The organism is Kocuria sp. NPDC057446, assembly GCF_042802875.1.
In the GTDB taxonomy this organism is placed as follows: domain Bacteria; phylum Actinomycetota; class Actinomycetes; order Actinomycetales; family Micrococcaceae; genus Kocuria.
Map to the genome: position 1 here is coordinate 9,889 of NZ_JBHVDI010000014.1, position 22,942 is coordinate 32,830.

At 73.0% G+C, this 22,942-nt stretch carries 21 protein-coding genes and 1 riboswitch; of the genes, 14 read left to right on the forward strand and 7 right to left on the reverse strand.

Going from position 1 to position 22,942, the window contains the following annotated elements:
* Positions 1-50 precede the first annotated feature (50 nt).
* Genes ACFU0Y_RS03375 through ACFU0Y_RS03405 form a run of 7 tightly spaced genes read left to right on the forward strand, consistent with a single transcriptional unit; the run spans position 51 to position 6,653 of the window.
* Entirely contained in the window at positions 51-2,990 is a 2,940-nt protein-coding gene (locus tag ACFU0Y_RS03375) for a DUF4040 family protein (protein WP_380213035.1), read from the forward strand.
* Entirely contained in the window at positions 2,990-3,436 is a 447-nt protein-coding gene (locus ACFU0Y_RS03380; RefSeq protein ID WP_380213036.1) for a sodium:proton antiporter, read from the forward strand. Before ACFU0Y_RS03375 ends, ACFU0Y_RS03380 begins: the two co-directional genes overlap by 1 nt.
* Positions 3,433-4,935, forward strand: coding sequence for a monovalent cation/H+ antiporter subunit D family protein (locus ACFU0Y_RS03385; RefSeq protein WP_380213037.1), 1,503 nt, complete (start codon positions 3,433-3,435; stop codon positions 4,933-4,935). The genes ACFU0Y_RS03380 and ACFU0Y_RS03385 overlap by 4 nt, the downstream gene beginning before the upstream one ends.
* Positions 4,932-5,327: a Na+/H+ antiporter subunit E gene (locus tag ACFU0Y_RS03390; RefSeq protein ID WP_380213038.1), complete on the forward strand. Its 396-nt coding sequence runs from the start codon at positions 4,932-4,934 to the stop codon at positions 5,325-5,327. Before ACFU0Y_RS03385 ends, ACFU0Y_RS03390 begins: the two co-directional genes overlap by 4 nt.
* Entirely contained in the window at positions 5,324-5,581 is a 258-nt protein-coding gene (locus ACFU0Y_RS03395) for a monovalent cation/H+ antiporter complex subunit F (protein ID WP_380213039.1), read from the forward strand. Before ACFU0Y_RS03390 ends, ACFU0Y_RS03395 begins: the two co-directional genes overlap by 4 nt.
* Positions 5,578-5,979 (forward strand): cation:proton antiporter, encoded by a 402-nt coding sequence (locus ACFU0Y_RS03400; protein ID WP_380213040.1) that lies wholly within the window; start codon positions 5,578-5,580, stop codon positions 5,977-5,979. Before ACFU0Y_RS03395 ends, ACFU0Y_RS03400 begins: the two co-directional genes overlap by 4 nt.
* On the forward strand, positions 5,976-6,653 hold the full coding sequence (locus ACFU0Y_RS03405; protein ID WP_380213041.1) for an MOSC domain-containing protein: 678 nt from the start codon (positions 5,976-5,978) through the stop codon (positions 6,651-6,653). Before ACFU0Y_RS03400 ends, ACFU0Y_RS03405 begins: the two co-directional genes overlap by 4 nt.
* A 12-nt stretch (positions 6,654-6,665) precedes the next feature.
* Here ACFU0Y_RS03405 and ACFU0Y_RS03410 read toward each other — a convergent pair whose 3' ends face one another.
* Positions 6,666-7,358: a hypothetical protein gene (locus tag ACFU0Y_RS03410; RefSeq protein WP_380213042.1), complete on the reverse strand. Its 693-nt coding sequence runs from the start codon at positions 7,356-7,358 to the stop codon at positions 6,666-6,668.
* Positions 7,359-7,432: 74 nt separating this feature from the next.
* Here ACFU0Y_RS03410 and ACFU0Y_RS03415 point away from each other — a divergent pair, with 74 nt between their 5' ends.
* The 4 genes from ACFU0Y_RS03415 to ACFU0Y_RS03430 all read left to right on the forward strand — a co-directional run bounded on the left by ACFU0Y_RS03415 (position 7,433) and on the right by ACFU0Y_RS03430 (position 11,195).
* A complete protein-coding gene (locus ACFU0Y_RS03415) occupies positions 7,433-7,921 on the forward strand; it encodes a MarR family winged helix-turn-helix transcriptional regulator (protein ID WP_380213043.1) in 489 nt (162 codons plus the stop codon).
* Between the two features lie 59 nt (positions 7,922-7,980).
* Positions 7,981-8,460 (forward strand): DoxX family protein, encoded by a 480-nt coding sequence (locus ACFU0Y_RS03420; RefSeq protein ID WP_380213044.1) that lies wholly within the window; start codon positions 7,981-7,983, stop codon positions 8,458-8,460.
* A 314-nt stretch (positions 8,461-8,774) separates the two neighbouring features.
* Entirely contained in the window at positions 8,775-10,622 is a 1,848-nt protein-coding gene (locus ACFU0Y_RS03425; protein ID WP_380213062.1) for an ABC transporter ATP-binding protein, read from the forward strand.
* A 3-nt stretch (positions 10,623-10,625) separates the two neighbouring features.
* A complete protein-coding gene (locus ACFU0Y_RS03430; RefSeq protein WP_380213045.1) occupies positions 10,626-11,195 on the forward strand; it encodes a DUF421 domain-containing protein in 570 nt (189 codons plus the stop codon).
* A 62-nt stretch (positions 11,196-11,257) separates the two neighbouring features.
* On the opposite strand, the gene ACFU0Y_RS03435 is transcribed toward ACFU0Y_RS03430, so the two are convergent.
* The gene (locus tag ACFU0Y_RS03435; protein WP_380213046.1) at positions 11,258-12,280 is read right to left on the reverse strand and encodes an AsnC family transcriptional regulator; all 1,023 of its coding nucleotides are present in this window, start codon (positions 12,278-12,280) and stop codon (positions 11,258-11,260) included.
* Between the two features lie 162 nt (positions 12,281-12,442).
* Here ACFU0Y_RS03435 and ACFU0Y_RS03440 point away from each other — a divergent pair, with 162 nt between their 5' ends.
* From ACFU0Y_RS03440 to ACFU0Y_RS03450, 3 genes are all read left to right on the forward strand, one after another.
* On the forward strand, positions 12,443-13,198 hold the full coding sequence (locus tag ACFU0Y_RS03440; RefSeq protein WP_380213047.1) for a DUF5058 family protein: 756 nt from the start codon (positions 12,443-12,445) through the stop codon (positions 13,196-13,198).
* A gap of 82 nt (positions 13,199-13,280) precedes the next feature.
* Positions 13,281-14,042, forward strand: coding sequence for a hypothetical protein (locus ACFU0Y_RS03445; RefSeq protein ID WP_380213048.1), 762 nt, complete (start codon positions 13,281-13,283; stop codon positions 14,040-14,042).
* A 47-nt stretch (positions 14,043-14,089) separates the two neighbouring features.
* A complete protein-coding gene (locus tag ACFU0Y_RS03450) occupies positions 14,090-15,316 on the forward strand; it encodes an amidohydrolase (protein ID WP_380213049.1) in 1,227 nt (408 codons plus the stop codon).
* A gap of 24 nt (positions 15,317-15,340) precedes the next feature.
* Here the strand turns inward: ACFU0Y_RS03450 and ACFU0Y_RS03455 are convergent, their stop codons facing one another.
* The 5 genes from ACFU0Y_RS03455 to gcvP all read right to left on the reverse strand — a co-directional run bounded on the left by ACFU0Y_RS03455 (position 15,341) and on the right by gcvP (position 22,556).
* The gene (locus ACFU0Y_RS03455; protein WP_380213050.1) at positions 15,341-16,435 is read right to left on the reverse strand and encodes an SDR family oxidoreductase; all 1,095 of its coding nucleotides are present in this window, start codon (positions 16,433-16,435) and stop codon (positions 15,341-15,343) included.
* A gap of 90 nt (positions 16,436-16,525) precedes the next feature.
* Positions 16,526-17,956 carry an L-serine ammonia-lyase gene (locus ACFU0Y_RS03460; RefSeq protein ID WP_380213051.1) on the reverse strand — a complete coding sequence of 477 codons (1,431 nt, stop codon included), beginning with the start codon at positions 17,954-17,956 and terminating at the stop codon, positions 16,526-16,528.
* A gap of 115 nt (positions 17,957-18,071) precedes the next feature.
* Positions 18,072-18,449, reverse strand: coding sequence for a glycine cleavage system protein GcvH (gene gcvH, locus ACFU0Y_RS03465; RefSeq protein ID WP_380213052.1), 378 nt, complete (start codon positions 18,447-18,449; stop codon positions 18,072-18,074).
* A gap of 64 nt (positions 18,450-18,513) precedes the next feature.
* Entirely contained in the window at positions 18,514-19,635 is a 1,122-nt protein-coding gene (gene gcvT / locus ACFU0Y_RS03470; protein WP_380213053.1) for a glycine cleavage system aminomethyltransferase GcvT, read from the reverse strand.
* 50 nt (positions 19,636-19,685) lie between these two features.
* Positions 19,686-22,556: an aminomethyl-transferring glycine dehydrogenase gene (gene gcvP / locus ACFU0Y_RS03475; protein ID WP_380213054.1), complete on the reverse strand. Its 2,871-nt coding sequence runs from the start codon at positions 22,554-22,556 to the stop codon at positions 19,686-19,688.
* A gap of 151 nt (positions 22,557-22,707) precedes the next feature.
* Positions 22,708-22,808, reverse strand: a riboswitch (glycine riboswitch).
* Between the last annotated feature and the right edge of the window lie 134 nt (positions 22,809-22,942).

Sequence of the window (22,942 nt, forward strand, 5' to 3'; positions counted from 1 at the left end):
ACGGCCGAGTCCACCTCGTTCCCATCCCACCGACCGGACGGTTGCCAGGCGTGTCCCTCCTGATCATTCTCGCTCTCACCACACTGCTGTGCCCCGTGGCGGCCGTCCTGGGCCGCCGTGCGGGCCGCGACGCCGGCTGGCCGCTCGCCGCGGGCCTGCTCGTGCTCGCCGGTGCCCTGGTCGCGGTGTGGAACGGCCGGGGGGACAGCGACGAGGTCTCCCAGCAGGTCCCGTGGATGCCGACGCTGGACGTGCCCTTCCACCTGCGGCTCGACGGACTGGGCCTGTTCTTCGGCCTCCTCGTGCTGGTGATCGGCGCGGTGGTCATCGGCTACTCGGCCCGCTACCTCGCCAAGGGCTCGCACAGCGCGTTCTACACCCTCATGACGTTCTTCGCGGCGGCGATGCTCGGCCTGGTCCTGGCCGACGACGTGGTCCTCCTGTTCGTCATGTGGGAGTTCACCACGCTGTGCTCCTTCCTGCTGATCGCCCGCTCGGGCCCGCACGCCAAGGACCCGGCGATCCGGACGTTCCTCGTGACCGTGGCCGGTGGGCTGTGCCTGCTCACGGCGGTGATCGCGATGTGGGTGGCCACCGGGACCACGCGCCTCAGCGCCATCCTCGTCGACGACGTGTGGTCCACGTCCCCGGGATTCGCGGCGTTCGTGGCGGTGCTGATCGCCCTCGCGGCCTTCACGAAGTCCGCGCAGTTCCCCTTCCACGCCTGGCTGCCCGACGCCATGGTCGCGATCACCCCCGTGAGCGCCTACCTGCACGCGGCGGCCATGGTGAAGGCCGGCATCTACCTGATGCTGCGCTTCTCCACGGCCCTCAGCGAGGTGCCGGTGTGGAACGTCCTGCTGATCACGGTGGGCCTGGTCACGGCCCTGATGGGCGCGGTCTTCGCGCTGCAGCGCCACGACCTCAAGGAGCTGCTCGCCTACTCCACGGTCAGCCAGCTGGGGTTCCTGACGGCGACCATCGGCATCGGCACCTCCTACGCCGTGGTGGGGGCCGTGGTGCACGTGGCGGCCCACGCCCTGTTCAAGTCGGCGCTGTTCATGTCCGTGGGGGTGATCGACCACCAGACCGGCACCCGGGACATCCGCAAGCTCACCGGACTGGCGCGGACGATGCCCGTCACGGCCGTCGTGATGACGCTCGCGGCGGTGTCCATGGCGGGGGTCCCGCCGCTGTTCGGCTTCGTCTCCAAGGAGGCCATGTTCAAGGCCATGGCGGAGAGCCCGGCGCCGGCGGCGGCCGTGTGGCTCGTGGGCGCCGTGGCGGTCGTGGCCGCGTCCTTCACCTTCGCGTACTCGGCGCGGATGATCATCACGATCTTCCCCGGCCGTCCGGCGCAGGACCCGCCGAGGGAGGCCTCCGGCGCCTTCCTGGCACCGGTGGTGCTGGTCTCCGCCGCCGGCCTGGCGCTGGGCCTGGCGGGCGTGCTGGCCGAGCCGCTGCTCGGCAGCGCCGCCGCGGCCGTCGCGGGACCCGAGGCCGAGCCGCACCTGGGCCTGTGGCACGGCTTCGCCCCCGAGCTGTACATGTCCCTGGCGGTGTTCGCCATCGGCGGCGCGCTCGTGCTGGCCCGGCGGCGGATGGACCGGCTCCTGGACCGGGAGCTCTCGCCGATCACCGGGGTGGGCGCCGTCGAGGCGTTCCGCAGCGGCTCCATCGCCCTGGGCGAGTGGGTCGGGGGCCTCACCCGCGCCGACGCCCCCTACCGGCACCTCGTCCCGCCCGTGGTCGTGCTGGTGGTGCTGACGGCCGTGGGCCTGTTCACGGTCGACGTCCCGCCGCTGCATGGACAGGTGACGCAACCGTTGGACTGGGTGCTGCTCGGCGTGGTCGTGGTCGGCGTGGTCCTCGCCCTGGGCGTGCGCAGCCGGATCGCCCTCGTGACCATCATCGGCGTGGTGGGCTTCGCCGTCGCGCTGTGGTTCTACGACCTCGGCGCGGCCGACGTGGCGCTGACCCAGCTGCTCGTCGAGATCCTCACCGTGGTGGTCGTCGTCCTGCTCCTCAACCGCCTGCCGTCCACCTTCCACCGCACGGGCAAGCGCCGGACGACCATGGCGGCCGTCGTCGCGGTCCTCGCGGGGGCCTCCGCCGCCGTGGCCACGTGGGCGCTCACCGGCCGCCGCGGGCTCTCGGACGCGGGACAGTACTTCCTGACCGAGGGCGAGTCGGAGACCGGCGGCACCAACGTGGTGAACACGATCCTCGTCGACTTCCGCGCCCTGGACACGCTGGGCGAGCTCACCGTGCTGGGCGTGGCCGGCATCGCGATCGTCGTGGCCCTGGAGTCGCGGGGACTGCTGCCCAAGCTGCACAGCCCCATCACGGAGCCGCCGGACTCACCGATCAGCGATGCCCGGGACAACACCATGATCCTGCGGGTCACCGACCGCCTGCTCGGCCCGGTCATCATCGTCCTGTCCCTCTTCTTCCTGCTCCGCGGGCACAACCATCCCGGGGGCGGGTTCATCTCCGCCCTCATCGGCGCCGCCGGCATCGCCCTCGTCTACCTCGCGGCCCAGGACGACCGGGTCAGCCGCCTGGGCCTGCCCTACGTGAAGCTCATCGGGGCCGGCGTGGCCGTCGGAGTGGGCGTGGGCCTGGTCGGCCTGGCCGAGGGCTCCTTCCTCCGCCCGCTCCACTTCTACGTGTTCGACGTCCACGTCACCACGGCCCTGATCTTCGACGTCGGCGTGTACCTCGCGGTGGTCGGCGTGATCCTGGCCGCGATCAGCCGGCTGGGCGTGGAGGAGAAGGAGCCGCCGCCCCTCCGTCGGGTGGGCTCCACCGCGGTCCCGTCGCAGGGTCCCCGCTCGACCAGCACCACCGACGAGCCGCACCACCCCAGCACGGCGCCCCTGGACCTCAGCAGGATCCGGATCCTCGAGCGTGAGTCCGGGCGACCGGACGGGACGAGGTCCGAAACCCCTGCCGACCGCACCGCCCGACCCCGAGGAGACGATTCCTGATGGCACTCGCACTGACCGTGGGCGTGCTCATCGGGGGCGGCGCGTTCATGATGCTGCGGCGCGGCATGATCCGCCTGATCATCGGGTTCATCCTGCTCAGCCACGGCGTGAACCTGCTGATCATGGCGGCCGGCGGCGCCGACCGCCGGGGCGAGCCCCTCGGCACCGCCCCGGACCCCGCGACCACGGCGGACCCCCTGCCACAGGCGTTCGTGCTGACGGCGATCGTCATCGCGTTCTCCATCACCATGTACATGCTGGTCCTCGCCGTGACCGGCGACGACGACGACGACACCGACCTCGAGCTCACCGGCCGGGAGATGGAGACCCCTGACCTGATGGACGACCCCGCAGACGACACCGGGACGCACGGCGACGCACCCGAGGACCCGGACCCGGTGGGCACAGTGCCCGAGCGGGAACCGGAACGGGGTGGTCGCGCATGAGCGCGGATTTGATCCCGTTCTTCGTCATCGTCCCCCTGCTGGCCGCCGGTCTGCTGCTGCTCGCCGGGGACTCCCGGCGGATCGGCAAGGCAGGGATGCTGGCCGTCCTGGGCGCGGACGTGGTGTGGGCGGTGTGGCTCGTGGCCACCCTCCTGGACGGCTCCGCGCTGGGCCACCGGATCAGCCTCTGGCCCTCCGGGGTGGCCATTCCCTTCGCCGCGGACCTCTTCACCGCGCTGATGCTCACCGTGACCGGCTTCCTGACCCTGGTCAGCGCCTGGTTCGGGGTGGTCTCGGGGCAGGCGGAGAAGCGCTACTTCGGTCCGCTGGTGCTCGTGCTCACCGCCGGCTTCAACGGGGCCCTGCTCACGGCGGACCTGTTCAACCTCTTCGTGTTCATCGAGGTCATGCTGCTGCCGTCCTACGCCCTGATCATCCTGGCCCACCGCGGCCGGGGGCGGCTGATGCAGGTCACGTCCTCCCGGATCTACGTGAGCGTCAACCTGCTGGCCTCCACGATCTTCCTGGCGGGCGTGGGGCTGGTCTACGGCACGGCGGGCACCGTGAACGTCGGTGAGCTGGCCGGTCTGGCCGCGGAGTCCACCGCCGTGGCGGTGTCGGTCGCCGTGGTCCTCTCCGCGCTGGCGGTCAAGGCGGCCGTGGTGCCCGTGCACGGCTGGCTGGCGCGCACGTACCCCTTCATGTCGCCCACCGTCACCGCGCTGTTCTCGGGGCTGCACACGAAGGTCGCGATCTACGCGATCTACCGGATCTACGCCGTGATCTTCGACGGCATGGAGCAGTACCTGTGGGTCGGGGTCGTGGTGTTCTCGGCGACCATGGTGATCGGTGTCTTCGGCGCCGTCGGGGAGCAGGACGCCCGCGCGATCCTCGCCTTCCACATGGTGAGCCAGATCGGCTACATCCTGTTGGGCGTCGCGCTGTTCGGGGCCGTGGGCCTCACCGCCGGCATCTTCTACCTGCTGCACCACACGGTGGTGAAGGCCTCCCTGTTCCTGTCCACCGGCGCGGTGGAGATCGCCTACGGGCGCCACCCCCTGGGTGAGATCACGGGCCTGCTCCGGCGGGAGCCGCTCACCGCCGTGGTGTTCTTCGCCGCGGCCATGTCCCTGGCGGGCATCCCTCCGTTCTCCGGGTTCGTGGCCAAACTGGCGCTGATCCTGGCCGCGTTCGAGGAGGAGCAGATCACGGCTGCCCTCGTGGCGGTCGCGGTCAGCCTCTTCACGCTGCTGTCCATGCTCAAGATCTGGGGGAAGATGTTCCTGGGGAAACCGGAGGAGTCCTCGAGCGAGGTCGTCGCCGCCGTGGGCACGAAGGAGCGCCGCATCTCGGTGGGCCTCATCGCGCCCGCCCTCGTCCTGGCCGTCATCACCCTCACCTTCGGCGTGGGCGGTGAGCTGCTGCTGGGCGTCTCTGCCACGGCCGCGGACGGCCTCGTGGACACCGGCGCGTATGTGGAGGCGGTGATCGACTCGTGAAGTGGTTGACCTGGCCGCTGCGGCTGCTCGGCTTCCTGCTCTGGTACGCGCGGGAACTGGTGCTGTCCAACGTCGCGGTGACGAAGGACGTGTTCACGCTCCGCCACCACTCCTCGCCCATCGTGGTGCGCTACCGGACCCGGTGCCGGAGCGAGTTCGAGACCGTCCTCCTCAGCGTGCTCATCTCCCTGACACCGGGCACGCTGACCCTGGCCACCGTGACCCGGGCCGGCACAGGCGGCGCGGTGGTCGACAGGGACGACGGCACGGAGGGCTACGACCTCTTCGTGCACGCCATGTACTCCGACGGACCGCAGGACGCCCGGGCGAGCCTGCAGGAGATGGAGACCCACATGCTCAACGGCATCCGACCGGGAGGGGCGCCCCGATGATCGGCATCCTCTTCGGCGTGCTGGTGCTCGCCGCGTCCGTCGTCGTCGCCGGGGTGCGGATGTTCCGCGGCCCCAACGACGCCAACCGGGCCATCGCCTCCGACCTGCTGTTCTTCGCCGTGATCGGGCTCTTCGCCCTGTTCGGCGTCATCACCATGACCCCCACGGTCTTCGACCTGGTGCTCATCGCCACCCTCGTGGGCTTCCTGGCGACCCTGTCCCTGGCCCGCGCACTGACCAAGGGGAGGCGATGAGCGTGGAGCTCGACCCGATCATGCACGACACCCTGTGGATGAGCGTCGTGGGGCAGACGTTCATCGTCCTGGGCTCGCTGGTCTTCCTCACCGCCACCGTGGGGCTGATCCGGCTCCCCGACCTCTACACCCGCTCCTCGGCGATCGCCACGGCCGCCGGCATCGGCATCTCGTTCGTCCTCACCGGGGCGTTCTTCTTCCTGCCCGGCGTGGAGAACGCGGTGAAGCTGATCGCCGCGGTGGTCCTGCAGCTCGTGACCTCGGCCGTGGGCAGCATGGCGCTGGCCCGCTCCGGGTACCTCATCGGCTCCGCGGTGTACTCCCCGACCCACCACAACGAGCTGGACGAGAGCTCCGAGGACGGGGCCGACCGCTCCGGCGAGGAAGCCCGGCCGTGACCGCCCGCGTGCGCAGCGTCAACGTGGGCCGGGCCGAGCCGAACGCCGCCCGGCGGAACCGCCCCACGGGCATCCGCAAGCGCCCCGCGGACGGTCCGGTGGAGGTCCGCGAGCCGGGACCGCGCCGGGGCGGCCTGGGCTCGGGCCTGGCCGGGGACTTCATCGGGGACAGCAAGTACCACGGCGGCACGGACCAGGCGGTGTACGCGTTCGCCCGCGAGGAGCTGGACTTCTGGGAGCAGGAGCTGGGCCGGGAGATCCCCGACGGCTCCTTCGGGGAGAACCTCACGCTCTCGGGCTTCGACGTCGACGACGCGCGGCTGGGCGACGTCTGGCGGATCGGCGAGGTGCTGCTGCAGGTCACGGACGCCCGCATCCCCTGCGGTACGTTCCGCGCGAGCATGGAGGTCCGCGGCTGGCTGCGCCGCTTCACGGAGCGGGGCCGGTCCGGGGCCTATCTCAAGGTGCTGTCGCCGGGCACGGTGCGCGCCGGCCTGCCGGTCGAGCTCACGCGCCGGGCCGGGCACGGGGTGGGCGTGGCGGACGCCTTCCGGGCGCAGACCACGGAGCGGGACCGGATGCCGGAGCTGCTGCGGGCCGGCGAGGACCTGTGCGAGCAGCTGCGGCTGCGGGTCGAGAAGGAGCAGCGGGCGGCCGACCGGCGCGGCGGGTGAGCCGCCACGCCGTCAGTTGAGCGCGGCGCCCCGGTAGACCTGCGCGACCTGCTCCTCCGAGAGCCGGGTGTCGATCACGGTGGTCCCCTCCGGGTCGTCGCGCAGGAAACGGACGGGTCCGTGCGAGCCCACCTCCAGGAGCAGCGCGGCGTCGGCGTCGTACAGGGCCTCCACGGAGGTGCTGAAGCGGTCCCCCCGCACGGGGGTCACGGACAGCTCCAGCCGGGCCCGGACCCGGCCGCCGCTCGTCGCGGGGTCCCCGCCCGTGTTCTCGGTCGCGTTCCCAGCGGTGTTCCCGGCCGCCTCCGCGTCCCCGGCGACCGGCTGGAGAGTGATCTCCCGGGCGACGCCCACGCCGTGCTCCACGACGTTCGCCAGCCGGGCGCCCAGCCGGCCCTGCGCGGTCGCGAACGCGCGCCGGAGCCGGGTCGTCCACCACAGGGCCGTGGCCACGAGCAGCACCGCGACGAGGACGAGGGGGAGCACGGAGCCGGACCGGGACCACTGCTGCCACAGCAGGACCACGGCGAGCGCGGTCAGCACCGGGACCACGAGCAGCAGCGACGTGCCCAGGCGCTCGCCCAGGGAGGGACGGTCGGACGCTCCGTCGTCGCCACCGGCGGTGCGCAGCCGCCGCATGACCTGGACGTCGAAGTCGCGGTCGTCCGCGGGTACGGGCCGGGGCCAGGTGCCGAGGGAGTCCATGGGTTCCATTATGGGGCGCGCTCGGCGGACGCGTTCCCATGATGCGTCAAGGACCGGATCGTAGAATCGGGGCCATGACCGAGACCCGATGGCTGTCCCCCGAGGAGCGCGAGGCCTGGCTGGCGCTCGTCTCCATCATGTTCACGCTGCCCGGCAGCATCGAGTCCCAGCTCCAGTCGGAGGCGGACCTCAGTCTCGCGGAGTACCTGGTGCTCGCGATGCTCTCCGAGGCCCCCGACCGCCGGCGGCGCATGTCGGACCTCGCGGCGGCCACCAACACCTCCCAGTCCCGTCTGTCCCGCATCGTCGCGCGCCTGGAGCGCGACGGCCTGGTGGTGCGCGCCGGCGGCGAGCTGGACAAGCGGGTGGTGCTCGCGGAGATCACCGACCGCGGCCTGGAGCGGGTCGAGCAGGTGGCCCCGGGCCACGTGGAGCACGTGCGGCGGACGGTCATCGACCGGCTGACGCCCGCCCAGGTCCAGCAGCTGGCGCTGATCGGACGCATGGTCGACGACGCCGCGGCGGGTCCCACGGCCCGGGGACTGGCCGTCGACCAGGAGTGAGGACGCGGCTCTCCGGCCAAAAGCTTGACAGGGAAAGTAAATATCCCTACGGTAGTGACATGTCCACCACGCAGATGCCGCAGCGCACGCCCTCCGCACCCTCCACCGCCCCCGCCGGATCCTCCGCCGCGACCCTCGGCCTGACCGTCCTGCGCGTCGTCCTCGGCGCCACCTTCCTCCTGCACGGCTGGCAGAAGGTCACCGAGTGGACCGTCGCCGGCACCCAGGCCTCCTTCGTCGAGATGGGCATCCCGGCGGCCGGGATCGCCGCCCCCGCCACCGCCGTCCTCGAGCTCGTGGGCGGGCTGCTGCTCCTCCTGGGTCTCGGCACCCGCGTGGTCGCCGCCCTGCTGGCCCTGACCATGCTCGGCGCCCTGGTGCTCGTGCACCTTCCCGCGGGCTTCTTCGCCGCCGACGGCGGGGTCGAGCTCGTGCTGCTGCTCGCCGCCGCGTCCGTCCTCTTCGCCCTGGCCGGTGCCGGGCGCTGGTCGCTGGACCACCTGATCGCCGCCCGGCGCCGGTCCGCTGTCCGCGCCTGACCCCACCGGAGCCTCCCGGCTCTCCCGCCCCGTCCCGGAAGCCCCCGGCACCGGAGCGACCAGCCCCCGCCCGCAGCACCCTGCGGCGCGGGGGCTCGTCGTCGTCCGGGGGCGGAGTCCCGGGAGGGTTCGGCGGAGTCCCCGGCGGGCGCCGGGCGCGGCCCTGCGGCCGGCGGGCGGGGACGTGTCGGCGCGGACGCGTAAAATCGTCCCCGGCGCGGCGCGCACGACCACCAGGGTGCCGTGCCGGATCCAGCGCGGGTGATCCCCCGCAGAACGGGGTTGGGCGCATGAGCATGCAGAACTCGCCGTACATGGTGCTGTGGCGCACCGTGCAGGGCCAGGAGGTCAAGGACCGGAAGATCGACCGGGGCACCCTCCGGCGCATCATCGTCTTCGCCCGCCCGCACAAGGCGAGGCTCACCGTCTTCCTGGTGATCTCGGTGCTCACGGCGCTGCTCGGCGTGGTCACCCCGATCCTGGCCGGTGACGTCGTCCGCGCCATCAACGCCGGGGACGAGGTCTCCGTGGTGGTCTGGCTCGCGGTGGCCATCGCCGCCGTGGCGATCGTGGACGCGGGTCTGAGCGTCCTCAACCGGTGGCTCTCCTCCCTGATCGGCGAGGGGCTCATCCTGGACCTGCGCACCGCCGTCTACGACCACGTGCAGCGGATGCCGATCGCCTTCTTCACCCGCACGCGCACGGGGGCCCTGGTCTCCCGGCTCAACAACGACGTCATCGGCGCCCAGCGTGCCTTCTCCAACACGCTCTCCGGCGTGGTGAGCAACATTGTCTCCCTGATCCTGACCGTGGTCGTCATGGTCTCGATCTCGTGGCAGGTCACCGCGCTGTCCGTGCTCCTGCTGCCGATCTTCCTGGTCCCGGCCCGGGCCATGGGCGGGCGCCTGGCCGCCCTCCAGCGCGAGGCGGCCCAGCACAACGCGTCCATGTCCACGCAGATGACCGAGCGGTTCTCCGCCGGCGGGGCCACCCTGGTCAAGCTCTTCGGCCGGCCCGACGCCGAGGCCGCCGAGTTCGCCCGCCGCGCCGGCCGCGTCCGGGACATCGGCGTGCGGGTGGCGATGCTGCAGACGGTGTTCGTCACGGCCCTCACCCTGGTCTCCGCGCTCGCCCTGGCCCTCGTCTACGGGCTCGGCGGCGCGCAGGCGATCCTGGGCAACCTGGACGCGGGCGCGGTCGTGACCCTCGCCCTGCTGCTCACCCGGCTGTACACCCCGCTGACCATGCTCGCGAACGCCCGGATGGACGTGATGAGCGCCGTGGTGAGCTTCGAGCGGGTCTTCGAGATCCTCGACCTCGTCCCCCTGATCCAGGAGCGGTCCGGGGCCCGGTCGCTGCCCGCCGGGCCCGCGTCCGTCGAGTTCGACGACGTCCGGTTCGCCTACCCCTCCGCCGAGGAGGTCTCGCTGGCCTCGCTCGAGGACGTCGCGGTGCTCGACTCCCGGGGCGGCGAGGAGGTCCTGCACGGCGTGACGTTCACGGTCCTGCCCGGGCGCACCGTGGCCCTCGTGGGGTCCTCCGGGGCGGGCAAGTCGACGATCGCCCAGCTGGTGGCCCGGCTCTACGACGTCACGTCCGGAGCCGTGCGGATCGGCGGCACGGACGTGCGGGACGCGACCTTCGCCTCGCTGCGGGAGACCATCGGGATGGTCACCCAGGACGGCCACCTGTTCCACGAGTCGATCCGGGAGAACCTCGCCCTGGTGCGGCCGGAGGCCACCGACGAGCAGCTGTGGGACGCGCTGGCCCGCGCCCGCATGGAGCACGTGATCCGCTCCCTCCCGGACGGGCTGGACACCGTGGTGGGCGAGCGCGGCTACCGGCTCTCCGGCGGCGAGCGGCAGCGGCTGACCATCGCCCGGCTGCTGCTGGCGGCCCCGCGCGTGGTCATCCTCGACGAGGCCACCTCGGCGCTGGACTCCACCAACGAGGCCTACGTCCAGGCGGCCCTGGGCGAGGCGATGGAGGGGCGCACCGCCCTGGTCATCGCCCACCGGCTCTCCACGATCCGCTCCGCCGACGAGATCCTGGTGGTCGAGGACGGCCGGATCGTGGAGCGCGGCCGGCACGCCGAGCTCCTCGCCGTGAGCGGGCGCTACGCGGAGCTCTACGAGACGCAGTTCGCGGACCAGGAGGTCTGACCGGTGCTCGAGGACGCCGTGGCCCGTCTCGGCGTGGACGTCCCCGGCGCGCTGGCGGTGGTGGCCGCGGCCGTGGGGATCTACCTCGCGTTCCTGCTGATGGTGCGGCTCCTCGGGCAGCGCGTGCTCTCCCGGCTGTCGACCTTCGACGCGGTGGTGGTGGTCATGCTCGGCGCCGTGGCCGGGCGCGCGGTCCTGGGGGACACCCCCACGCTCGCGGCGGGCGTGCTGGGGCTCGGCACGCTGTTCGCGCTCGAGGCGGGCTTCGGGCGGCTGCGCGCGGGGATCCGGGTGTCGGCGCTGATGAACAACCGGGCGGTCCTGCTGATGGCCGGCGAGCAGGTGCTCGAGGCCAACCTCCGCCGCGTGCACGTGGTGGAGTCCGAGCTCTTCGGCGCCCTGCGCGGCGCGGGCGTGCGCAGCCCGGACGAGGTCGCGTGCGTGGTCTTCGAGGCCGCCGGCACGATCAGCGTGCTCCGGCGCGGCACGCCGGTCGACCCCCGGCTGCTCGAGGGCGTCCGGGACGCCCACCTGGTCCCCGCGGACCTCCTGCGGGGCCCGGACCGCGGCTGACGCTCCGGCTCCGCGCCTGCCCCGGCGGAGCGGGGGCGGCCGGCGTCACGGGGCGGACGGCGTCACACGGCGGCCGGGGCGGACGCGGTCACCACCTCGCCGGTCACCACCTCGCCGGTCGCCGTCGAGTCGTCGCGCAGCATCCAGCCCATGCGCTTGTGGGTCCGCACCCCCACGTCGGACTCCACCACCTGGACCCCCGGCGCGGCCGCCTGCAGCTCGGCCTCGACGTCGAAGATGTCCCCCGGGGTGCGCAGCCAGAGCAGGAAGGTGAGATTGGTGTCCCCCGTGGTGGAGGCGCACAGGCGCAGCGTCCGGAAGGAGCGCAGACAGCGCACGGCCGCCTCGAGCTGCGCCGGCGGCACCCGCACGTACCACTGGCAGGGGACGGGATAGCCGGAGTGCTCCTGGGCCAGCTCGCACCGGAGGGCGACGAGACCCGTCTCGACCGCCTGCCGCAGGTGCCGGGCGGCCGTCGTCGGATGGCTCCCCGTGGCCGCCGCGATCTCCGCCGCGGTGGCCCGCCCGTCCCGCTGGAGCACCGCCGTCAGCTCCTCGAGCCGGGCGGGGACGGCGCCGTGCGGACGGTGCGCCTCCGGGCGCAGGGCGCTCACCCGGCGCTGCTGCTCGGGGGTCAGCACGTCCAGGCGCCAGTTGTTGCCGATGGCGTACAGCCGGGTGGCCACGGTAAGCTGGGCCCGCAGGATCCCCGGGTCGGCCCGGACCAGGGGCAGCACCTCCCGGGTCATCTGCTGCCAGGTGCGGGTGAGGACCGTGAGCCGCACGTCCCACGCGCGCGCGGACTCCTCCACGGTGCCGATCTCGGGAACGGCGCACAGCCGCTCCAGCACCTCGGCCCGGTGGTCCGGCCGGCACTCCAGGCCCACGAAGGTGGCGCAGCCCTGTGTGCCGGAGGCGCCGAGGTGCCCGGTGACCCAGGTGCGGCCGTCGGCCCGGAGCCGGTCCCAGCGGGCGGCGAGGGTGGTGGGGTGGCGCCCGAGCGCGGTGCCCAGCTGGGTCCAGGTCGCCCGCGGTGCGATCTGCAGGGCGTGGACGAGCTCCAGGTCCTCCACGGGCAGCTCCATGCTGGTTCCTTCGGTCGATATTGGGTCCGGTGCAGGTTTTCGAGGATATCGCGCCGGAGTGATCGGCGTCACGTCACGCTCGGAGCAGAGGCCCGCCGGCGACGGAGACCTCGTGAAACCGCCCTGTCCATCCCGCCGATCCGACCACCTCCGGGAGTCCCCATGAACCTGCGCACCGTTGTCGACGGCGCCTCCACCGACATCCTGTCCGTGGCCAACCTGCCCGTGCTGTGGGTCTGCGCCCTCGGTGTCTTCGCCGTCATCGTCGTGCAGACCGTCGTCTACGTCCGGGCCGCCCGCGTGGCGGCCCCCGCCGCCGGGGTGAGCCCGGCGGAGCTGCGGACCTCCTTCCGCGCCGGGGCGGTCTCGGCGATCGGTCCGTCCCTGGCCGTGGCCCTGGTGGCCGTCGCGCTGCTGACCGTGTTCGGGGCGCCGGCCGTGCTCGTGCGGATCGGACTGATCGGGTCGGTGTCCTTCGAGACCGGCGCCGCCAGCATCGCCGCGGGCACGATGGGGGCCGACCTGGGCGGGCCGACCTACACGCAGAGCGTGTTCGCCGTGGCGTTCATGGCCATGAGCCTCGGCGGCGCCATGTGGATGCTCGCCACGCTGGTCCTCACCCCGCTGCTCAAGCGCGGCGACGTCAGCCTGCGCCGGGTCAACCCCGCCGTGATGACCGTGGTTCCCGGGGCGGCCCTGCTCGGGGCGTTCTTCGCCCTCGGGCTCGGGGAGCTGCCCAAGTCCGGCCACCACGTGATCGCCTTCCTCGCCTCGGCGGCTGTGATGGCGGTGTGCCTGGGGACCGCCAGGGCGCTCCGGGCCCAGTGGATCCGCGAGTGGGCGCTGGGCATCGCCATCCTCACCGCGCTGGTCGTCACCTACGCCGGCGTCGGCGCCGGGATCCTCCCGACCGCCTGACCCCGCGCCCGAGACCGTGCCGGGCACCGCACCCGGGACCGCACCCGAGACCGCACTCGAGACCGCTGAAGGAACTCCTGCCATGACCACTGTGAACTCCGCTGTTCCCGCCCTGGAGCAGTTCGACGCGACCACCGCCCGATGGGGCCGGCTGACGATGATCGCCGGGCTGCTCTTCGCCCTGGCCGGCCCCGCCTACCTGGTGCTCTTCAGCGGCCTGGACGTGGACCAGGCCCGGGTGTGGACCGCCCTGCTGGCCATCGCCGGCACCTTCGGGGTGCTGTGGATCGTGGAGCCGCTGACCTACTACCCGATCCTCGGCCAGGCCTCGATGTACCAGGCGTTCATGATCGGCAACATCTCCAACAAGCTGCTGCCCTCGGCGCTGATCGCCCAGTCGGCCATCGGCGCCAAGGCCGGCACCCGCCGCGGGGAGCTCGCGGCGGTGATGGCCATCAGCGGAGCGGCCATGGTGCACCTGGTCTCGCTGCTCGTCCTCGTCGGTCTCCTGGGCTCCTGGCTGGTGAGCGTCGTCCCCGCCGAGGTCGTCGCCGTGGTCCAGACCTACATCCTGCCGTCGGTGCTGGGCGCCGTGCTCGTGCAGGCGATCGTGTCCCAGTGGAACCTGCGCATGACGCTCGTCGCCGGTGCCGTCGCGGCGGCCGTCGTGTTCGTCCTCGTGCCCGCCGTCCCGGCCCTGGCGTTCTTCGGCACCGCGATCGCGGTGATCAGCACCGCCGTGCTGTCCTGGCTCCTGCGCGACAGGTCGGTCCCGGCCGGACCGGCGGCCGGGACCGCCGCGCCCCGGCGGGAGGACTCCTCCGAGGCCCTCCGCATCGGCTAGCGCCCCTCCCCACCAGAGAACCCCGCACCATGAGAGGACCCCGCACCATGAGCACCACCACGGATCTCCCGCTGACCGACGACCTGCGCCGGCGGATGCACCGGCTGTACCGCGAGCTGCACGCGAGCCCTGAACTGTCCATGCAGGAGCACGCCACCGCCGCGCTGATCGAGCAGCGGCTCACCGGCCTCGGCATCGAGCACTTCCGGTGCGGCGGCACCGGCGTCGTCGGGGTGCTGCGCAACGGCGCCGGCCCCACGGTGGCCTTCCGCGCCGACACGGACGGACTGCCGCTGGCCGAGGACACCGGGGTGGACTACGCCAGCACGGCCACCGGGCTGATGGAGGACGGGACCGAGGTCCCCGTGATGCACGGCTGCGGCCACGACACGCACGTGACCGCGCTGCTGACGGCCGCCGAGCTGCTGGCCGGCGCGCGGGAGGCCTGGGCCGGGACCGTGGTGCTCGTGTTCCAGCCCGGGGAGGAGACCGCCGCCGGAGCCCGGGCGATGCTCGAGGACGGACTGTGGGAGCGGGCGCCGCGGCCCGAGGTGGTCCTCGGCCAGCACGTGATGCCCTCCCTGGCCGGCACGGTCAGCTGGTCGGCGGGCGACACCATGGCGATGGCCGACTCGTGGCGGGTCACCGTCCACGGCAAGGGGGCGCACGCGTCCCAGCCGCAGGACGCCACCGACCCGATCGTGCTCGGGGCGCACATGATCACCCGCATCCAGACCATCGTCTCCCGCGAGATCGACGCGCGTCGGGCCGCGGTCGTCACCGTCGCGACCTTCCACGGCGGGCTGAAGGAGAACATCATCCCGGCGTCGGCCGAGTTCACCGTCAACGTGCGCACCTTCGACCCCGCCGTCCGCGACCACGTCCTGGGTGCGCTGCGGCGCATCGTCTCCGCGGAGGCGGCGGCCTCGGGGGCCCCCGAGCCCGCCGTCGAGGAGCTCTCGACGTTCCCCCGCAACTACAACGACCCCGAGGCCACCACGGCACTCGTCGCGCGCTTCCGGGAGGTGCTGGGGGAGGACAGCGTGGTGGAGATCGAACCGCTGATGGGCTCGGAGGACTTCGGGGCCCTGGGCGCGGCGATCGGGGTGCCGTCGGTGTTCTGGATGTTCGGCGGCCACGACGCGGCGACCCTCGAGGGGGAGGGGCCCGTGCCGGTGAACCACTCCCCGTTCTTCGCCCCGGCGATCGAGCCGACGCTCTCCACCGGGGTGCGGGCCGCCCTCACCGCGATCCTCTCCCGCGTGGGCCGCTGAGCCCGCCCGGCCCTGCCGGGGGCGTCAGGGGATGACGTGCTCGGCGCGGTAGCGCTCGAAGAGGCCGGTGAAGCAGTCCTGGGTGCGCCGGTAGCCGGTGAACCCGGCGAGCCGGCTCCTGCTCATGTCGGCGACCACCTCGAGGGGCCGGCCGAGGTCGGCGTCGGTGTGCCACCAGGAGGCCACGCGCGTCAGATCGGGCTCCACCAGGCCGTGCTCCTCCACGATCCGCGCCCAGACGTCCTCCGCGCCGCGCATCTGCTCCTCGAGCGGCCGCGGCTCCCCGGCGAAGCCCTCCCACTCGAGGCCGAACCACTGCGCCAGGGCCGGCCACATCCTCCGCCAGCGGAAGACGTCGCCGTTGACCACGTTGTAGGCCTCGTTGCCGGCACTCTCCGTGGTCGCCGCCCAGACCATGTGCTCGGCCAGCAGCGACCCGTCGGTCATGTCGACGAGGCCGTTCCACTGGACCTCGGAGCCGGGGAACACGAACGGGCGGCCCGTCTCCCGGCAGATCGCGGCCTGCACGGCCAGGGTCAGGCCCATGTTCATGGCGTTGCCCACCGCGTGCCCGACGACCGTGTGCGCCCGGTGCACGGACCAGCGGAAGCCCTGGCGGCCGGCGGCGGCCCACAGCTCGTCCTCCTGGGCGTAGTAGAAGTTCTCCACCGGCAGCCGCGGCTCCTCCTCCAGGAAGGGGGTGTCCGGCATGGTGCCCTGCCCGTAGGCCTCGAACGGGCCCAGGTAGTGCTTGAGCCCGGTCATCAGTGCCACGTGCTCCACCGGGGCGGAGTCCAGGGCGGCCAGGAGGTGGCGCAGCATCCCGGCGTTGACCTCGATGTTCTGCTGCTCGGTGTCCTGGCGGGACCAGGCCGTGAAGAACACGTGCGTGGGCCGCTCCCCGGCCAGGGCCGCGGCCAGGCTCTCCGGGGACCGGAGATCGGCGCCGAGGTGCCGGGCGGTGCTGCCGGGGACCGGGTTCCGGGACAGCGCCAGCACGTCCCAGCCCCCGGTGCGGGTGAGGTGCTCGACGATCGCCGAGCCGGCGATGCCGCTGGCGCCCACCACCAGGGCGGTGGGGCGCTGCGGGGAGCGGGTGTCCTGGGCGGGGGCTGTCACGGCGATGTCACGTCTCCTCGTCGGGTGCGGGCGGTGCACGCCGGTCCGCACGGACAGGACCGCGGGGCCGACCCGCTCAGCGTCTCACGCTCAGCACTCCACCACGTTCACGGCCAGTCCGCCCAGGGCGGTCTCCTTGTACTTGTGGCTCATGTCCTTGCCGGTCTCGCGCATGGTCACGATGACCTCGTCCAGGCTGACCCGGTGGGTGCCGTCGCCCCACATCGCCATCTTGGCGGCGTTGATCGCCTTGGCCGCGGCGATCGCGTTGCGCTCGATGCAGGGGATCTGCACCAGCCCGCCGATGGGGTCGCAGGTCAGCCCCAGGTTGTGCTCCATGGCGATCTCCGCGGCGTTCTCCACCTGGGCCGGTGTCCCGTCCAGGACCTCGGCGAGACCTGCGGCGGCCATCGAGGACGCGGAGCCCACCTCGCCCTGGCAGCCGACCTCGGCCCCGGAGATCGAGGCCTGCTCCTTGTAGAGCACCCCGACCGCCCCGGCCGTGAGCAGGAACCGGACCACGATGTCCCGCCGGGCCGACTCGAGCGCCTCGGGGCCCTGCGCGGCGGCGGCGCGGGCGGCGGGGGAGTAGTGGGTGGCGTAGAACAGCACCGCCGGGATGATGCCGGCCGCCCCGTTGGTGGGGGCGGTGACCACGCGTCCGCCGGAGGCGTTCTCCTCGTTGACCGCCAGGGCCACGAGGTTCACCCACTCCGGCCAGAAGCCGGGGTCCCGGTCCGGGTCCTCGGTGCGCAGGCGCCGGTGCCACTCGGGGGCGCGGCGGGCGACGTTCAGCCCGCCCGGCAGCGGCCCGGTGCGCCGGAGGCTGGAGTCCTTGCACTCCTCCATCACGGTCCAGATGTGCAGCAGCTGCTCCCGGATCTCGTCCTCGCCGCGCCAGGTCCGCTCGTTGGCCAGCATCACCGCGCTGATCGGCAGGCCGGTGCGCTCGCAGTGCGCCAGGAGCTGCTCGGCGGTGCGGAACGGGAGGGGCACCTGGGCGCTGGCGGCGTCCAGCTCGGCCGCGGCGGCGTCCTCCTCGCCCTCGCGGACGATGAACCCGCCGCCCACGGAGAACCAGGTCTGCTCGGCCAGCACGGTGCCGGAGTCGTCCAGGGCCTGGAAGCGCATCCCGTTGGTGTGCCGCTCCAGGACGGTCAGCGGGTGCTGCACCATGTCCTCGACCCGGTAGCCGAGGTCCTTCCGCTGCCCGAGGGCCGCGCACAGCCGCAGCGGCCCGCCGGCGGCGAGGTCGGCGAGCCGGTCGTCCACCTCGGCGGGGAGGACCGTCTCGGGGTCGTAGCCCTCCAGGCCGAGCAGGATCGCGGTGAACGTCCCGTGCCCGCGGCCGGTCGCGGCCAGGGACCCGTAGACGTCCACGCGCAGGTCCGCGGTGCGCTCCAGCAGCCCGCCCCCGGTGAGGGTCTCGGCGAAGCGCCGTGCGGCGCGCATGGGGCCGACGGTGTGTGAGCTCGAGGGGCCGATGCCCACGGTGAACAGTTCGAAGACGCTGATGGCCATGACGGTGATGCTCCCAAGGAGGTGGTGCCCCGGGGCGGGGCGGTGGGTGGAACGGACGTGGTGCGGGCCGGGGCCCGCACCACGGTCCTCGACGGTACCCGGGTGCGGCGGGTGCTCAGCCCTGTTCTTCCTGGGCCTGCTCGTACTGCTCGGCGGTGAGCAGCTCGCCCTCCTCGGTGACCTCGACGGTGAACAGCCAGCCGTCCCCGTACGGGTCGGAGTTCACCAGTCCCGGCTCGTCGACGACGGCCGCGTTGACCTCCACCACCGTGCCGGAGACGGGGGCGAAGAGCTCGGAGACGGACTTGGTGGACTCCACCTCGCCGCAGACCTCGCCGGCGGTGACCGTGGCGCCGGCCTCGGGCAGGTCGAGGTAGACGACGTCGCCGAGGGCGTCGACGGCGACCGCGGACAGGCCGACCTTCACGGGGGAGGACTCGTCCACCCACTCGTGCTCGGCGGAGTAGCGCAGGTGGGAGGGGATGGTGCTCATGATCGGGAACCTTTCAGCAGGAGGGGACGACGGGAGGTGGAACGGGCTGCCGGCGCCGGCCGGGTCACTGCCCGCGCTTGTAGAAGGGCAGGGCCACGACCTCGAACGGCACGGGCCTGCCACGCAGGTCGACCTGCACCTGCGTGCCGGGCTCGGCGTGCGCGGTGTCGAGGTAGGCCAGGGCGATGGGGTAGCCCAGGGTCGGGCTCAGGGCCCCCGAGGTGACCTCCCCGACGACCTCGCCGTCCACGCTGATCGGGTAGTGGCCGCGGGCGGCGCGCCGGCCCTCGCCGCGCAGGCCCACGAGCGTGCGCTCCGTCCCGGCGGCCTTGCGGGCCTCGAGGGCGGCGCGGCCCACGAAGTCCTCCTCCTTCTTCAGGGAGACGACCCGGCCGAACCCGGCCTCGTAGGGGGTGAGCTCCCGGGTGAGCTCCTGGCCGTAGAGCGGCATCCCGGCCTCGAGGCGCAGGGAGTCGCGGCAGGCGAGCCCGCAGGGGATCAGGCCCTGGCCCTGACCGGCCTCCAGGAGCGCCGTCCACAGCGCCACGGCCCGGTCCACGGGCACGTAGAGCTCGAAGCCGTCCTCCCCGGTGTAGCCGGTGCGCGCGAGCAGCACGTCGATCCCGGCGACCGTGGCCGGCGCGGCGGCGTAGTACTTCAGGTCCGCGACCGGCTGCTGCTGCTCCGCGGGGACCAGCTCCTGCAGGATCGCCTGCGCGGCGGGCCCCTGGACGGCCACCAGGGCGGTGCCGTCGGACTCGTCGGTCACGGTGACGTCGAAGCCGTCGGCCCGCTCCTGGAGGGCGGCGAGCACGGCCGGGGCGTTGCCGGCGTTGGGCACCACCAGGTACTCGTGCACGGCCAGCCGGTAGCTGATCAGGTCGTCGATGATCCCGCCCTCGGGGGTGCAGATCAGGGAGTACTTGGCCCGGCCCACGGCGACGACGGCGAGGTTGCCGACCAGGGCCGTGTTCAGGAAGGTCGCCGCGTCCCGGCCGGTCACCCGGATCTCCCCCATGTGGGAGAGGTCGAACAGACCGGCGGCCGTGCGCACGGCACGGTGCTCGGCCAGCTCGGAGCCGTACTTCAGGGGCATGTCCCAGCCGCCGAAGTCGGTGAAGGACGCCCCCAGCGCGGCGTGCTCGTCGTGCAGGGCGGTGTGCCGGGAGGTGGTGCTGACGCTCATGTCGGTGCCTTTCGTGGCGGTGCGGGTCCGTGTGGCAGGGCGCTGCCGGATCAGTTCTCGAAGGCCTCGGGGGCCGGGCAGGAGCAGATCAGGTTGCGGTCCCCGGCCGCGCCGTCGATGCGGCCGACCGGCGGGAAGTACTTGTCCTGGCGCAGCTCCGGCACCGGGAAGGCGCCCTGCTCGCGGGGATAGCGGCGGTCCCAGTCGGTCGCGGACACGACCTCGGCGGTGTGCGGGGCGTGGCGCAGCGGGCTGTCCTCGGCGCTGAGCTCGCCGCGGGCGACCTGCTCGATCTCCTCGCGGATCGTGGTCATCGCGGTGATGAACCGGTCGATCTCGGCGAGGTCCTCGGACTCGGTCGGCTCCACCATCAGCGTCCCGGCCACCGGGAAGGACAGGGTCGGGGCGTGGAAGCCGAAGTCGATCAGCCGCTTGGCCACGTCCTCGGCGGTCACCTTGGTGCGGACCGTGAGCGCCCGCAGGTCCAGGATGCACTCGTGGGCGACCAGCCCGTTGTTGCCGGTGTACAGCACGGGGTAGTGCTCGTCCAGGGCGGTGGCGACGTAGTTCGCGGTCAGCAGCGCGGTCTGCGTGGCGCGGGTGAGGCCGTCGCCGCCCATCATCGCGATGTAGGCCCAGGAGATCGGCAGCACGCCGGCCGAGCCGAACATCGTGGCCGAGATCGGCGCGCCGGCCTCAGCGTCCGCCCCGGGGCGCGTGGCGTCACCGGGCAGGAAGGGGGCCAGGTGCGCCGCCACGGCCACGGGCCCGACGCCGGGCCCGCCGCCGCCGTGCGGGATGCAGAAGGTCTTGTGCAGGTTCAGGTGGGACACGTCCCCGCCGAACCGGCCCGGCTGGGCCAGACCGACCAGGGCGTTGAGGTTGGCCCCGTCGAGGTACACCTGGCCCCCGGCGGCGTGGACGGCGTCGCAGACCAGGCGCACGTCGGCGTCGTAGACCCCGTGCGTGGAGGGGTAGGTGATCATGATGGCGGCCAGCTGGTCGCGGTGGGCCTCGATCTTCGCGTCGAGGTCGGCGTGGTCGATCGTGCCGTCGGTGGCGGTCTTGACCACGACGACCTTCATGCCGGCCAGGACCGCGGACGCGGCGTTGGTGCCGTGCGCCGAGGCCGGGATGAGGCAGACGGTGCGCTGCTCCTCGCCGCGGGACCGGTGGTAGCCGCGGATGGCCAGCAGGCCCGCCAGCTCGCCCTGGGAGCCGGCGTTGGGCTGGAGGGACACGGCCGCGTAGCCGGTGATCTCCTGCAGGCGGCCCTCGAGGTCGGTGATCAGCTCGCGCCAGCCGGTGGTCTGGTGGGCCGGGGCCAGCGGGTGGATCGAGGCGAACTCGGGCCAGCTCATGGCGGCCATCTCGGCGGTGGCGTTGAGCTTCATGGTGCAGGAGCCCAGCGGGATCATCGTCCGGTCCAGGGCCAGGTCCCGGTTCTCCAGCCGCGTCAGGTAGCGCAGCATCTGCGTCTCGGAGCGGTGGGCGGAGAACACCGGGTGGGTGAGGAAGTCCGAGGTGCGCCGCAGCCCCGCGTCGAGCTCGAGGCCGCGCGGCCCGGCGGCGACCCGGTCGGCGGCCTCGGCCACGCCGAAGGCCTCGGCGACGAGCACGAGGTGCTGCTCCGTGGTCGTCTCGTCGCAGGAGATCCCCACGTGGTCGGCGTCGACGTGGCGCAGGTTCACGCCGCGGGACTCGGCCGCGCGGACCACCTGCTCGGCCCGCCCGGGGACCCGCACGGTGAGGGTGTCGAAGAACTGCTCCGCGACGAGCTCGTGGCCGGCGTCCTGCAGCACGGTGCCCAGGGTCCGGGCACGGTCGTGCACGCGCCGGGCGATGGCCTCCAGCCCCTCGGGGCCGTGGTACACGGCGTACATGCCGGCCACGACCGCGAGCAGCGCCTGGGCGGTGCAGATGTTGGAGGTGGCCTTCTCCCGGCGGATGTGCTGCTCGCGCGTCTGCAGCGCCAGGCGGTAGGCCGCCCGTCCCGTCGAGTCCTTCGAGACGCCCACCAGGCGGCCGGGCAGGTTCCGCTCCAGGCCGGAGCGCACCGCCATGTACGCCGCGTGCGGACCGCCGAAGAACAGGGGGACCCCGAGGCGCTGGGACGAGCCCACCGCGATGTCCGCGCCCTGCTCCCCGGGCGGGGTGACGAGCGTCAGGGCCAGCAGGTCGGCGGCGACCGTGACCATCGCCCCGCGCTCCTTGGCCTCGGCGATCACGGCGGCGTGGTCGACGACGCGCCCGGAGACCCCGGGCTGCTGCAGGACCACGCCGGTGATCTCGCCCTCGGGCAGTCCCGCCGTCAGATCGGCGACCTGCACGGGGAAGCCCAGCGCCTCCGCGCGGGCCAGCACCACGGCGAGGGTCTGCGGCAGCGTGTCGGCGTCGACGACGATCGCCCCGTTGCCGCGGGCCTTGTTGGCCCGGCGCATCAGCAGCACCGCCTCGACCACCGCCGTGGCCTCGTCCAGCAGCGAGGCGTTGGCCACCGGCAGCGCGGTGAGGTCGCCGACCATGGTCTGGAAGTTCAGCAGCGCCTCCAGCCGCCCCTGGGAGATCTCCGGCTGGTAGGGGGTGTAGGCGGTGTACCAGCCCGGGGACTCCAGCACGTTGCGCAGGATCACCGGGGGCGTGTGGGTGTCGTAGTAGCCCTGCCCGATCATCTGCACGGCCGTGGTGTTGCGGTCCGCGAAGGCGCGCAGCTGCTCGAGCACCTCCTGCTCGCTCAGCGCGGCGGGCAGCTCCAGCGGGGCGCTCTGCCGGATGTCGGCGGGCACGGCGGCGTCGGCCAGGTCGTCGAGGCTGGTGCGGCCCACGCGCTCGAGCATGGTCTGCACGTCGTCGGGGCGGGCGCCGATGTGCCGGTCGGCGAAGACCGTCGTGTCGGACGTGGTCGCGAGCTGGATCGTCATGAGGAACTCCCGGGTGCTGCACGCCAGGGTGGCGTGGATCGGTTCGAGTTCCTCCCCGCTCTGTCTGGGACCTGAGAGATTCCGCGGCCGTGGGGCCGCTTGCACCGTCGGTGAGTCCGGCGACGCGCGCCGGGCTGCTTTCCAGAGTTGCCGAACCGTGGTGGTACGGGGGCCTGAGAGTTTCCTGGGGAGGAATTGCTCCTACGGCGCCCGCCGGTCGGGGGACCGGCGGGACTCTCCCACCACGGTTCATGGGCGTCTTCTGCTCCCAGGATAGCCGGACCCGCGACGACGTGCCACCGTCACCCGGCCTTCCCGTCGCGCGGTGGCGCCGGGCGCCGGGAGCGGAAGGTCGTTGACCACGTGGTGCAGATCACATAAGATGT